The organism is uncultured Microbacterium sp., assembly GCF_963521645.1.
GTDB lineage: Bacteria > Actinomycetota > Actinomycetes > Actinomycetales > Microbacteriaceae > Microbacterium.
The window spans coordinates 1-12,865 of record NZ_CAUQVQ010000070.1 but is presented as its reverse complement, the minus strand read 5'-3'; the positions used below and the strand labels follow the sequence as shown (position 1 = coordinate 12,865).

At 69.9% G+C, this 12,865-nt stretch carries 13 protein-coding genes; 6 read left to right on the top strand and 7 right to left on the bottom strand.

The window, feature by feature from the left end; translation table 11 throughout:
- Positions 1-382 precede the first annotated feature (382 nt).
- Positions 383-1,789: a PLP-dependent aminotransferase family protein gene (locus RWO82_RS12510; RefSeq protein ID WP_314427535.1), complete on the bottom strand. Its 1,407-nt coding sequence runs from the start codon at positions 1,787-1,789 to the stop codon at positions 383-385.
- On the opposite strand from RWO82_RS12510, the gene RWO82_RS12505 reads away from it, so the two are divergent.
- From RWO82_RS12505 to RWO82_RS12495, 3 genes are read left to right on the top strand one after another with little or no spacing between them, the layout of a single operon-like run.
- Entirely contained in the window at positions 1,788-2,762 is a 975-nt protein-coding gene (locus RWO82_RS12505; RefSeq protein ID WP_314427533.1) for a DMT family transporter, read from the top strand. The genes RWO82_RS12510 and RWO82_RS12505 overlap by 2 nt on opposite strands.
- On the top strand, positions 2,762-3,373 hold the full coding sequence (locus RWO82_RS12500; protein ID WP_314427530.1) for an FMN-binding negative transcriptional regulator: 612 nt from the start codon (positions 2,762-2,764) through the stop codon (positions 3,371-3,373). The genes RWO82_RS12505 and RWO82_RS12500 overlap by 1 nt, the downstream gene beginning before the upstream one ends.
- 9 nt (positions 3,374-3,382) lie before the next feature.
- On the top strand, positions 3,383-4,006 hold the full coding sequence (locus RWO82_RS12495; RefSeq protein WP_314427528.1) for a GNAT family protein: 624 nt from the start codon (positions 3,383-3,385) through the stop codon (positions 4,004-4,006).
- Here RWO82_RS12495 and RWO82_RS12490 read toward each other — a convergent pair.
- The 6 genes from RWO82_RS12490 to RWO82_RS12465 form a co-directional block, all read right to left on the bottom strand.
- Positions 3,970-4,668 (bottom strand): GntR family transcriptional regulator, encoded by a 699-nt coding sequence (locus RWO82_RS12490; RefSeq protein WP_314427526.1) that lies wholly within the window; start codon positions 4,666-4,668, stop codon positions 3,970-3,972. The genes RWO82_RS12495 and RWO82_RS12490 overlap by 37 nt on opposite strands.
- A gap of 1 nt (position 4,669) precedes the next feature.
- A complete protein-coding gene (locus tag RWO82_RS12485; RefSeq protein ID WP_314427524.1) occupies positions 4,670-5,401 on the bottom strand; it encodes a GntR family transcriptional regulator in 732 nt (243 codons plus the stop codon).
- Positions 5,402-5,624: 223 nt separating this feature from the next.
- Positions 5,625-6,803 (bottom strand): SLC13 family permease, encoded by a 1,179-nt coding sequence (locus tag RWO82_RS12480; RefSeq protein WP_314427522.1) that lies wholly within the window; start codon positions 6,801-6,803, stop codon positions 5,625-5,627.
- Positions 6,804-6,879: 76 nt separating this feature from the next.
- Positions 6,880-7,233, bottom strand: a complete 354-nt coding sequence (locus tag RWO82_RS12475; RefSeq protein WP_314427520.1) for a YciI family protein — start codon at positions 7,231-7,233, stop codon at positions 6,880-6,882.
- Positions 7,230-8,507: a sigma-70 family RNA polymerase sigma factor gene (locus RWO82_RS12470; protein WP_314427518.1), complete on the bottom strand. Its 1,278-nt coding sequence runs from the start codon at positions 8,505-8,507 to the stop codon at positions 7,230-7,232. The genes RWO82_RS12475 and RWO82_RS12470 overlap by 4 nt, the downstream gene beginning before the upstream one ends.
- Before the next feature lie 128 nt (positions 8,508-8,635).
- Entirely contained in the window at positions 8,636-8,803 is a 168-nt protein-coding gene (locus RWO82_RS12465; protein WP_314427515.1) for a hypothetical protein, read from the bottom strand.
- A 478-nt stretch (positions 8,804-9,281) separates the two neighbouring features.
- Here RWO82_RS12465 and RWO82_RS12460 point away from each other — a divergent pair, with 478 nt between their 5' ends.
- The 3 genes from RWO82_RS12460 to RWO82_RS12450 all read left to right on the top strand — a co-directional run.
- A complete protein-coding gene (locus tag RWO82_RS12460) occupies positions 9,282-9,371 on the top strand; it encodes a potassium-transporting ATPase subunit F (protein ID WP_215172119.1) in 90 nt (29 codons plus the stop codon).
- Complete coding sequence (gene kdpA / locus RWO82_RS12455) at positions 9,371-11,053, top strand: potassium-transporting ATPase subunit KdpA (protein WP_314427513.1); 1,683 nt, start codon at positions 9,371-9,373, stop codon at positions 11,051-11,053. The genes RWO82_RS12460 and kdpA overlap by 1 nt, the downstream gene beginning before the upstream one ends.
- 1 nt (position 11,054) lies before the next feature.
- On the top strand, positions 11,055-12,865 hold a 1,811-nt coding region (locus RWO82_RS12450; RefSeq protein ID WP_314427509.1), incomplete at its 3' end, for an HAD-IC family P-type ATPase.

Genomic DNA, 12,865 nt, shown 5'->3' with positions numbered 1-12,865 from the left:
GGCCTGTGGGGTGGCACCTGTTGTCGCATTGACGCGCCCATTCCGACAAGAAGCGCCACCCCGCAAGGAACCCTCGCCCGCCAGTGGGCACCTATTGCCGCATTGACGCACCCATTCCGACAAGAGGCGCCACCCCAAAGTGAAGCAAACTCCCCACAGGCGCCTACCCACCACCAACCCCACCCCTCAGTGGGCACCTGTCGCCGCATAGACGCGCCAATTCCGACAAGAAGCGCCACCCCGGTGGAAACCCCACCCCTCGGCTGGCACCTGTCGCCGCATAGACGCGCCAATTCCGACAAGAGGCGCCACCCCAAGTGGGGCCTCACCCCAAGACGCCCCACCCCACAAGACACCCCACCCCACAGAGGGGCGTGATCCGTCAGGATGCCGCGAGCACGCCGCCGAGGATCCCCGCCGCCTCGGCGAACCGCGCGGGGTCGGCGTTGGCGTAGTTGAGTCGCACATAAGCGCCTGAGGGCTCTGCGGGGAACCACTCCGACCCGGGAGAGATGATGAGGCCGCGCGCCTCGCACTCGCGCACGACCGCATCCACGTCTGTGCCGTCGGGCAGCCGCGCCCAGAGGTTCAGGCCACCGGCGGGCACCGTCTCGACGATCGCGGTCGGCGCGTGCTCGGCCAGGCTCGTGAGCAGCAGATCGCGTCGCGCCCTCAGCTGTTCGCGGAAGCCGCGCAGGTGACCGCGCCATGCGGGCTGGGTCACGACGTCGAGCGCCGCCGCCTGCAGCACCCCGCTCACGTACATCGACTCGGCCGCACGGTCGGCCAGGATGCGTTCGCGCGCGGGGCCGCGCACGATCACCGCAGCGATCCGCAACGCCGGCGAGACGCTCTTGGTCAGCGATCGCAGATACACGACATGGCCGTCGTCGTCCATCGCGGCGACCGGTCGGGCGTCGCCGTCGATCGCGAGATCGTGCGCCCAGTCGTCCTCGATGAGGAAGGCGCCGTGTCGCCGAGCGCTCTCGAGAACCGCGAGGCCCGTCGACGCCGGCCACCTGGCCCCTGTCGGGTTCGCGAATGCGGGTTGGGCGTAGAACGCTCGGGCGCCCGTCTCGACGAAGGCCCTCTCGACGGCATCCGGGTCCGGGCCGTGCGGCCCCGAGGGGATCGGCACCAGCACCACACCTGCCTGCTCGGCGGCGAGCAGAGCCCCCCAGTAGGTGGGCGACTCGATCAGCAGCGGCCGTCCCGCGCCGACCACGGCTCGGAAGATCGAGCTCAGTCCGCTCTGGCTCCCCGCGATCACGAGCGCATCCCTGGCGGACGCCGGAGTGACGTCCGCCGGTGCGGATGCTGCGAGCTCGGCCGCGAACCAGGCCTGGAGTTCCGGCATGCCGGCGGCGGGCGACCGGGTGAGCGCCGACGAGCTGCGCGCCGCGCGGGTGATGGCCTGGCGGACGAGGCGTTCGGGGAGCAGGTCGATCGCCGGATATCCCGAGTGCATGCCGATCGCGTCCGGTGCGACGCTGCGCTGCGTGGAGGTGAGACCGGCGAGTCGGGCGGGAGGAGCGCCGAGGGCGGAGGTCTGCCAGCCGTAGTCGGCCGGACGCGGGGATCTCTGAGCCCGCACGAACGTTCCCGCGCCGGGCCTGGTCTCGACGAGCCCGAGCCTCGCGAGTCGGCTCATGGCTCGCTGCACCGTGACAGGACTCGCACCGTACTGCGCGACGAGGGACCGGTTCGACGGCACTCGCGCACCCGGAGCCGCCGTCGTGATCCACCGACGGAGTTCCGCAACGATCCGCTCGCTGCTATCGTGACTCATGACAGAACAGAGTAGCGTTATCGCCCCTGTTTCCGCACCGCTATCCTCGCGGACCGGACTCTGGTGGGGGCTCGTGGGCGTCGTCGCCTTCTCCTTCACGCTCCCCTTCACCCGCATCGCGGTCGGCGGCCTCTCGCCGCTGTTCATCGGAACGGGCCGCGCGGTCGTCGCCGCGGCCCTGGCCGGCCTGGCACTGGCGCTCACACGACAGCATGCGCCCACCGCGACACAGTGGTGGCGCCTCGCGATCGTGGCCGCCGGAGTGGTCGCCGGCTTCCCGCTGCTGACGTCGTTCGCCCTGACCACCGCCCCCGCGAGTCACGGTGCCGTCGTCATCGGCCTGCTGCCCGCGGCGACCGCAGTGGCGGTGGTGCTGCGCACCCGTGAGCGGCCGGGACGGGCGTTCTGGTGGTACGCCGGTCTGGGCGCCGCCGCGGCTGTCGTCTTCGCGTCGCTGCAGAACGGCGGCCTCGGCGAGCTCCACCCGGCCGATCTGCTGCTGTTCGGGGCGGTGCTCGCGGCGGCCGTCGGCTACGCGGAAGGCGGGCTGCTCGCGAGGGAGATCGGCTCGTGGCAGACCGTGTCGTGGGCGCTCGTGCTCGCGGCGCCGCCGATGCTCGCGCTGACCCTGGCATCGGCGATCGCCGAGCCGCCGAGCGCCTCACCGGGGCAGTGGCTCGCCTTCACGTATCTCGCGGTGGTGAGCATGTTCCTCGGGTTCTTCGCCTGGTACCGCGGCCTCGCGATCGGGCCGATGGCCTCCGTCAGCCAGATCCAACTGGTCCAGCCCGTCATGACCATCGCCTGGGCGGGCCTGATCCTGCACGAGTACATCGGGTGGCCGACCGCACTCGGCGGCGTCGCCGTGATCGTGTGCGCCGCCCTCGCGGTGCGCTCCCGGCTCATCCGTCCCCGAGCGACGACCCGCCGCCGAGCCGACGCCCACCCCCACCCCCTGCACGAGGAGTCCTGATGCGCCACACACCCCGCTACCTGATGACCGACCCGCTCGAGGTCAAGCGCCTCATCCGCGGCAACCCCTGGGCCACGTTCGTGTCCCCCACGAGCACCGGTCTGATCGCCTCGCACTATCCCGCCCTGCTCATCGAGGACGAGCACGAGATCGTGATCGCGAGTCACTTCGGCCGCCCCGACGACCAGCTGCATGAGCTGGGCGACCACGAGATCCTCGTGATCATCCAGGGCCCGCACGACTACGTGTCGCCCAGTCTCTATGCGCCGGGAGACCTGGTGCCGACCTGGAACCACGTCACCGCCCACCTCTATGGCACACCCGAGATCCTCAGCGAGGACGAGAACTACGCCATGCTCGCTCAGCTCACCGACCACTTCGAGAAAGGCACTCCGCACGGGCGCAGCCTGTCGGAGGATGAGGCCGGCACGCGTCGCGCCGCGAAGGGCACGGTGGGTCTGAGAATGCGTGTCGACCGCTTCGATGCGCGCGCCAAGCTGAGTCAGAACAAGTCGCCCGAGGTGCGAGACGACATCACCGCGCGGTTCGACGAGACGAACGCGGCACTCGCGGCCGAGATGCGGCGCGTCACGGATCAGACGGCTCAATAGGCTGGGGAGATGACCGATCCGCACACCGACGTCTGGCCCGTCCGCACCGAGCGGCTGCAGGTCCGGCCGATGACCGCGGCCGACGTCGATGCGATGTGGTCGTGGCGGCGCCTGCCCGAGGTGAACCGCTGGCTGGGGCTCGCCCCCGCCACCATCGAGGCGTTCCGTGAGCGGTACCTCGACCCCGACCGCCTCGCCTCGATGTACATCGTCGAGCTGCTGCCGGCGGGCGACGACGCGCCCGTGCCGATCGGCGACATCATGATCAGGGTCGGCGACGGATGGGCGCAGCTCGAGGTCGCCGATCGGGCGAAGGGCATCGAGGCCGAGCTCGGCTGGGTGCTCGACCCGGAGCGCACCGGGCGCGGCTATGCGACCGAGGCGATCCGGGCGGTGATCGACGTGTGCTTCGGCGCGCTCGGGCTGCGCCGGGTGCACGCCGGATGTTTCGCCGACAATGAGCCGTCGTGGCGACTCATGGAGCGCCTCGGCATGCGGCGCGAGGAGTTCAGCCGAAAGAGCGCTCTGCACCGGTCGGGAGAGTGGCTCGATGGCATGAACTACGGCATCCTCGCCGAGGAGTGGCCGTCGGCCGGTCAGGGCTCGGCGATGCCGTCGACCACGAACGTGTAGAGGTCGCGCACCAGATCGGTCGCCTCGAGGCGGTCGCGATCGCGCGCGGCGACCACGAGCGCATCGACGACCGAGCGCAGCATCGCAGGGTTGCGGGGTCGGCTGAGCGAGCGGATGCCGAGCACCAGCGCCGTGCGCTTCGAGGCGTGCAGAGCCTGCAGATGTCTGTTCCGTGAGAACACCGCCAGCAGGTCGAGAAGCTCCCACAGCCCCTCGGCCCCGACGACCTGGTCGCGACGGTCTGTCTCCCAGAGACTGCGGACCCGCGCTGCCGCCGCCTCGAACTCGGCGATCTCCTCCTCGCTCGCACGGGCGATCCCGAGGTCGGCCGCCGCGATCGAGAGACCCGAGCACTCCGCCGCGACGGCCACGAACCATGCGGGCGTGGGGGTCACGACGACCGATGCCCTGTGCAGTCGATGCTCGACCAGGTGCATCGCCTCGAGCGCGCCGAGTGCCGCGCGCACGGTGCCGGCTGCGACGGAGAGACGCTGCGCGAGAGCGGTGACCGACAGCGCGTCGCCGGGCGACAGCTCCCCCGACTCGATCGAGTGCGCGAGCGCGTCGACGACCGCATCGGATCTCGATGCGATGACAGGCGGCGACCCTCCTCCCCCCAGCAGGCGCGAGGAGTTGAGCCGGTCGATCCGGGGGTCGGACATGTCATCTCGGGGGAAGGAGACCGACGGTCGGCGACTCGGGGGAGCCCTTCGCGGCGAGCGCCGCGGCAGCGCGGAGCGGCTCGATCGTCGACCGGAGGAAGAGGGGCTCGACGAGCGCACGCACACCCGCGCCGTCGCGGCGTCCGAGCAGCACGCGCAGCTCTGCGAGGGCCGCCCGGATGTAGTCGAGGAGCTCTTCCGCGACCTGTTGCGCGGGTTCGGTCCTGGTGAGGTGCAGGGCGAGGTGGCCGTCGAGGATGTCGATCATCGTCTGGTTGCCGGCGCTGAGCACGATCTCACTCCACAGCGCGAACCAGAGACGGATGCCCTCGCGTCGGGGAGCGAGCGCGAGCGCGGGGTCGAGCAGACCGTCGATCCGCGCGTGGAGCGACGCGATCTGTTCGTCGGTGTAGGTCGGCACGGCTGTCGCAGCGCAGTATCCGATCATCGCGAGGGCCGTCTCGACACGATCCGCCTGCGCGTCGAGATCGACCGGGGCGACACGCGTGAAGCGGTTGGTGCTGACCTCGATGAGCCCGAGGTCGGCCAGGCGATTCAGAGCCTCCCTGATGGGCGTGCGGGAGACGCCGTATTCGGCCTGCAGATCCTGATCGCGGATCTCTTCGAGCGGCCGCATCCGACCCGAGACGATCTCCTCGGCGAGCGTCGCGAACACCTGGTCGCGGATCAGCTGCCGCGGCCTGATCGGCACAGATGCGCTGATATCGCCCACGGGCACACCTTATTCCGGTATTCCGTCCACGCGCCAGACATCGTGCACTGAAGTTTCACCGGATCCGACGGCATGTGCGTAGCGTGGCCCCCGTAGGGCAGCGACCCTCACCCGGCACACACTCCCCATGAAGTGCCGCGGACCTCCCCAGATCCTGTGACGCGAGTCGCTGCCCTCGTTCGGCCGTCCGGCTCCTCGCCGGTCCGCGCGCGATTATCGCGTGTCACCCGGCGACGAGTGCGAGCACGAGCGTCGCCATCAGCACTGTCGGCACTGCGACGATCGCGCCCCAGAGCATCAGCTGCCCCCAGCGGACATCGACGCCCAGCGACACCACACGGTGGTGCCAGAGCAGCGTGGCCAGCGACGCCCACGGCGTGATCAGAGGCCCGAGGTTCACCCCGATCAGCAGCGCCATGAGCGCGACCGGGTCGCCTGCGGCGGGTTCGAGGATCAGATAGGCGGGCAGGTTGTTCACGCCGTTCGCGGTCAGCGCGCCCACTGCAGACAGACGCAGCAGCTCTACGGGCGCATGTCCGCTGGTCGCGAAGACCGACAGGACGTCGAGCACGTCGTTCGCATGCGCGGTCTCGACGACGACGAACAGGGCCGCCGCGAGACCGATCGCCTGCCACGGCACGAGAGAGAGTCGCAGCACGTGACGGCGCCGGATGCCGAACACGACGAGGAGCAGGAGCGCGGCGACCGTCGCGGGAATCCAGACGTCATGCGTCAGGGCGAGCAGCGGCATCAGGATCAGAAGGATGCCGGAGGCCGCCCAGAAGAGCACCCGGTCGGAAGGATCGGCGCCGCGCGGGGCGCGATACGCGGCGAAGAGCGTCCGTCGGTGTCGCAGTGTCAGGATCACGACGGGCACGAGCACCCCGACGAGAGTCGGAGCCCAGCTCAACGCCACGAACGCGAACGGGTCGTCGCCGATCGACCGCGCCGCGAGCAGGTTCGTGAGGTTCGACACGGGCAGCGCGAGGGAGGCCGTGTTCGCCAGCCACACCGTGACCAGGGCGAACGGAAGCGGCGGGATGCCCACGCTCTGCGCCAGCACGACCACCACCGGCGTCACGATCACCGCTGTGGTGTCGAGTGAGAGGAACACCGTGCTGATGACCGCGAGCACCACGACCGACACCCACAGCAGGATGACGCGCCCGTGCCCCCAGCGGGCGAGGCGCTGCGCGACGACGTCGAACACCGCGGCGTCCCGCGCGAGCTCCGCGACGATCGTGATGGCCACCACGAACCCGAGCACCGGCGCGATACGGGCGCCGAGCGCGCCGGCATCCGTGGCCGGGAGGACGCCTGTGACGATGCACCCGAGTGCGACGGCGATCAGCACCAGGACGATGATCGTCCCGGGTCCCAGCCTCCGGCGCGTTGCACTCACTCGCCGAGTGTAGAGCCGGCGGAGCCTCCGCGCGTTCGTTGCGGGCGCCGCGTCGGAGCAGACGGGCGGCGCGCGCTCACTCGTCCCAGGGGAGCTTCACCACCGGCAGGATGTACACGCGGCCCATGACGGCGGTCGGATGCTTGGCCATGAAGGCCGCCGCCTCGTCGATGGACTCCGCGGTGACGATGTCGTACCCCGCGAACCACTCCTTGAACTCGGGGAACGGGCCGTCCGTGACGAGCACCTTGCCGTCTCGCACCGCGACGGACTTGGCCTGGTCGGCCTCGGCGACCGGCGCACCGTCACCGAGCCTGCCGGCTGCGTCACCCTCTTTCGCCCATTCGCCGAGCACCCGCTGGTCCTCGTCGCGCGGCATCGTCTCGCCGGTCGGATCGGTCATGTGGATCACGAGGTATTTGTTGCTCATCTGCTCTCTCCGTTCGTCGTGGCACCTGGGGTTCCGGGCGCCGGTGGCATCGCGATCTCCTCGCGACGCCGGGTCAGGTGGACGATCTCCGCGTCGTTGCCCGCGGCCGCGATCGCCCGGTCGTATGCGGCGACGGCGTCGGGCACTCGCCCTGCTGCGCGCAGCAGTTCGGCCCGTGTCACATGGAAGCCGTGGAAGTCCGCCAGCGCATCGCTCAGCGACTCGACCACCCGCAGCGCCTGCTCGGGCGAGCCCCGCTCGGCCATCGCCACAGCCTTGCCGAGAGTGACGACGGGACTCGCGTCGATGCGCTCCAGGTGTTCGTACAGCTCGACGATCCGCGACCAGTCGGTCTCATCCGCGTCCGCCGCTCTCGCGTGCACGGCGTTGATCCTCGCCAGGAGCGAGTACCGGCCCGGCGCGGACGCGCGCAGACCGTCGACGAGCGCCAGCCCCTCGTCGAGCATCTCCCGGTCCCAGGCCCGTCGGTCCTGCTCATCGAGGCGCACGAGCTCTCCCGTGGGAGAGAGGCGGGCCGGCGAACGGGCCTGGCTGAGGAGCATGAGAGCGCTCAGACCCGCGACCTCCTCGTCGTCGGGCAACAGCTCGCGGACGAGGCGCACGAGCCGGATCGCCTCGATCGTCAGCTCGCTGCGAAGCGCCGGAACGCCCGGACCCGAGGCGAGGTAGCCCTCGTTGAACACGAGATACAGCACGGTGAGCACCCCGTCGATACGCGTCGGCAGATCGTCGGGCGCGGGCACCTGGTACGGGATCCGCGAGGTCTTGATCTTCGCCTTCGCCCGCGTGATGCGCTGCCGCACCGCCGACTCCTGCATCAGGAACGCGCGCGCGATCTCCTCGACCGTGAGACCGCCCACGATCCGGAGAGTCAGTGCGACCCTCGCCTCGAGCGACAGGGCCGGGTGGCAGCACGTGAACAGCAGCCGCAGCCGGTCGTCGTCGATGATGCCCGTCGACTCCGGCGGCTCGGGATCGTGCAACATGAGCGCCTCCCGCTGCTTGACATCGCGGAACGACTCACGACGCAGTCGGTCGATGGCCTTGCGGTAGGCCGTCGTCGTGATCCAGCCGGCGGGGTTTGGCGGCACACCCTCGCCGGGCCACCGCTCGACCGCCGACGCGAACGCCTCGGCCGCCATCTCCTCGGCGAGGCCCACGTCGCCGCACCGTCGAGCGAGACCGGCGACGATACGGGTCCATTCCTCGCGATACACCCGGGTGATGCGGGTGTCGACATCGGCACGGCGCATCCGCGCAGCATCCGGATTCATCGCACCGCGCCGCACGGAGATCCGCCGCCGCCCTCGAATGGCTCCATCCGTGCCGTGTCCCTCCACTCGCACCTGCGGGATCCGCAGCGACCCTGCCGTCACCACGATCATGCTCTCTCGAGGTCCGCGCGCGAGGAGCCGCGCCACCAGACGCGGCGAGCGCGGGCCCAGATCGAGAGCCGTCTGATCCGGCCCGGATGCTCGAGCAGGGCGCGCCGCCTCGCGAGAGTCGCCTCCGCCTGCTCCGACTCCAGCCGATACAGGATGCTTCCCATGATCGGATCGTTGTACACGTCGTCACCCCGCCTCTCGCGTCTGAGTCACCCGGATCGGTCACCCTCTATCTGCTCTACGAACGGCGTCGACCGAATGCGACACCGAATGCGACACCGCGTGGCGACCTCTCGCACCGAAGGAGATCTCGCACATCGAAGGACCGGATGCCGGGTCCGGTCCTTCATTGCGTGAGATCTCCTTCGCACCGCGCGGCCACACCGCCCGGCCACACCGCGCGGCCACACCGCCCGGCCACACCGCGCGGCCACACCGCCCGGCCACACCGCACAGCCGGGCAAACCGGGACGTGAGCAACCCGCATGCATCCCGCGCGCCTCCGTAGGCAAAGCGTGAGGATCGTCATATCCCCGCTCGCACGGGAGTTGTATCGAGTCTCGTGCTCGACATCATCTACATCGCGCTGACTCTCGCGCTGTTCGCCCTCGTCTCCCTGATCGCCAAGGGGGTGGAGCGACTGTGATCGTCTTCGAGATCATCGCCGCCGCCCTCGCCGTGGCCGCCGTCGTCTACCTCGTGGCGGCTCTCGTCGCCCCGGAGAAGTTCTGATGGGCGGCGCGGACATCTGGTTCGGCATCCTTCAGGCCGCCGTCCTCATCGTCGCCCTCGTGCTGCTCTACCGCCCTGTCGGCGACTACATGGCGCACGTGTTCAGCACCCCTCGTGACCTGAAGGCCGAACGGGGCATCTACCGCCTGATCGGCGTCGACCCGGCATCGGAGCAGACCTGGCGGGCTTACGCACGCAGCGTCCTCGCGTTCTCGGTCGTGGGCTTGCTGCTCGTGTACGGGCTGCAGCGTCTGCAGGGCTTCCTGCCCCAGTCGCTCGGACTCCCCGCCGTACCGGAGGGACTGGCCTTCAACACCGCGGCGTCGTTCGTCGCGAACACCAACTGGCAGTCGTACTCCCCCGAGCAGACCATGGGATACACCGTGCAGCTCGCGGGCCTCACGGTGCAGAACTTCGTGTCGGCCGCCGTCGGGCTGGCCGTGGCGGTCGCGCTGATCCGCGGCTTCGCGCGTCGCGGCTCGACCACGATCGGCAACTTCTGGGTCGACCTGATCCGCGGCCTCGGACGCATCCTGCTGCCGATCGCCCTGATCGGCGCGATCGCCCTGATCGCCGGCGGCGTGGTGCAGAACTTCGCCGGGTTCACCGACGTGACCACGGTCTCGGGAGGCAGGCAGACGATTCCCGGCGGCCCGGTCGCCTCGCAGGAGGCCATCAAACTGCTCGGCACCAACGGCGGCGGATTCTTCAACGCCAACTCCGCGCATCCGTTCGAGAACCCGACGGGCTGGACCAACCTGCTGCAGATCCTGCTGATCCTGGTGATCCCGTTCGCACTCCCCCGCACGTTCGGCCGCATGATCGACGACGACCGCCAGGGCTACGCGATCGCCGCCGTGATGGGCACGATCTTCCTCGTCTCGACGTTCGCCCTCTCGGCTCTCGAACTCGCCGGCCGCGGCAGCGCCCCCGAACTCGCGGGTGCGGCGATGGAGGGCAAGGAGGTGCGCTTCGGCATCCTCGGCTCCACGCTGTTCGGCAGCGCGAGCACGCTGACGTCGACCGGCGCGGTCAACTCGATGCACGACTCCTACACGGCACTCGGCGGCATGATGCCGATGCTCAACATGATGCTCGGCGAGGTCGCCCCCGGCGGCGTCGGCTCCGGTCTCTACGGCATGCTCGTGCTCGCGATCATCGCGGTGTTCGTCGGCGGCCTGCTCGTCGGCCGCACGCCCGAGTACCTCGGCAAGCGCATCGGCCCGAAGGAGATCAAGCTCGCGAGCCTGTACATCCTGGTGACGCCCACCCTCGTGCTGGCCGGCACCGCCCTGAGCTTCGCGATTCCCGGCATCCGCGCGGACGTCGAGGCCACGAGCATCCTGAATCCCGGTGTGCACGGCATGAGCGAGGTGCTCTACGCCTTCACCTCGGCGTCGAACAACAACGGCTCGGCCTTCGCCGGCCTCACCGCCAACACTCCGTGGTTCAACACCGCACTGGGCATCGCGATGCTGCTCGGCCGCTTCGTGCCGATCGTGCTCGTCCTCGCCCTCGCCGGATCGCTCGCGGCGCAGCAGCGCGTGCCGGAGAACACCGGAACCCTGCCCACGCACCGACCGCAGTTCGTCGGGCTCCTCTCGGCCGTCGCGGTCATCATCACGGCACTCACCTACTTCCCGGTGCTCGCACTGGGACCCCTCGCTGAAGGACTCGTCTGACATGACTTCTCACGTTTCGTCTCGCTCCGCTCGCTCAACGACCGGGGAAGAAGGCTCCGCTCGCTCAACGACCGGGGAACAAGACCCCGCTCGCTCGACGACCGGGGAAGAAGGCTCCGCTCGCTCGACGACCGGGGAAGAACGCTCCGCTCGCTCCACGACCGGGGGATCCGAGCAGAATGCCGCGGCATCCGGCTCAGAACCCGCAGCCCCCACCCGTGCGTTCGGCTGGGCGCAGCTGACGCAGGCCCTGCCGGGCGCTCTGCGCAAGCTCAACCCCGCCTCGCTCGTGCGCAACCCCGTGATGCTGCTCGTCTGGGTCGGCGCCGCGTTCACGACCGTGCTCGCGGTCGCCGAGCCCTTCCTCGGCGGGCCGGCCGACTCGGGCGGAACCCCCGTGCCCGCACCGTTCACCTGGGGCATCGCGATCTGGCTGTGGCTCACCGTCCTCTTCGCGAACGTCGCCGAGTCGGTGGCGGAAGGACGCGGAAAGGCCCAGGCCGCCAGCCTGCGCAAGACCCGCACCAGCACGATGGCACGCAGGGTCGTCCGCTATGACAGCACAGCGGATGCCGCCGCCGAGCGCTCTGAGACGGTCGACGTCTCCTCGGCCGAGCTGCAGCGCGACGACATCGTGATCGTCACCACGGGAGAGCTGATCCCCGGCGACGGAGACATCGTCGCCGGCATCGCGACCGTCGACGAATCGGCCATCACCGGCGAGAGCGCCCCGGTCATCCGCGAATCCGGCGGCGACCGCAGTGCCGTCACGGGAGGCACCCGGGTGCTGTCGGACCGCATCGTGGTGCGCATCACCTCGAAGCCCGGCGAGACGTTCGTCGACCGCATGATCGCGCTCGTCGAGGGCGCGAGCCGCCAGCGCACCCCCAACGAGATCGCGCTGAACATCCTGCTCGCGAGTCTGTCGATCGTGTTCGTCGTGGTCGTGCTCGCCCTCAACCCCATCGCGTCGTACGCGGCATCGCCCGTCAGCATCCCGGTGCTGATCGCCCTTCTCGTGTGCCTCATCCCGACCACGATCGGCGCCCTGCTCTCGGCCATCGGCATCGCCGGCATGGATCGCCTCGTGCAGCGCAACGTGCTCGCTATGTCGGGTCGGGCTGTCGAGGCGGCGGGAGACGTCACCACGCTGCTGCTCGACAAGACCGGCACCATCACCCACGGCAACCGACAGGCTCACGAGGTGCTGCCGCTCGCGGGCGTCGACCCCGAGGAACTGCTGCGCGTCGCCGCCCTCGCATCCCTCGCCGACCCCACGCCCGAGGGCGCGTCGATCGTGGCGTTGGCCGCGTCTCACGGCATCCGGGTCGAGGAGCCGGTCGGAGCTGTCGTCGTGCCTTTCACCGCACAGACCCGCATGTCCGGCCTCGACCTGCCCGACGGCACGCAGATCCGCAAGGGTGCAGGCTCGGCGATCAGCGCCTGGCTCGGACTCGACTCGGATGCCGAACTCACCACCCTGACCGACGGCGTCGCGTCGAGCGGCGGCACCCCCTTGGTCGTCGCCGTGCGGATGGCTGACGACGCCACCCCCCGATCGTCGAGCAGCTCCCGGTCGTTGAGCGAGGACGCGCCAGCGACCGAGACGACACGCGGTGACGAAGCGTTCGACGCCGATCAAGGCGTTTCGTCTCGGGGCTTCGCTCCTCGCTCGACGACCGATGGCGAAGTGCTCGGCGTCGTCCACCTCAAGGACATCGTGAAAGACGGCCTGCGCGAGCGCTTCGAGGAGCTGCGCAGCATGGGCATCCGCACGGTCATGATCACGGGCGACAACCCGCTGACCGCCGC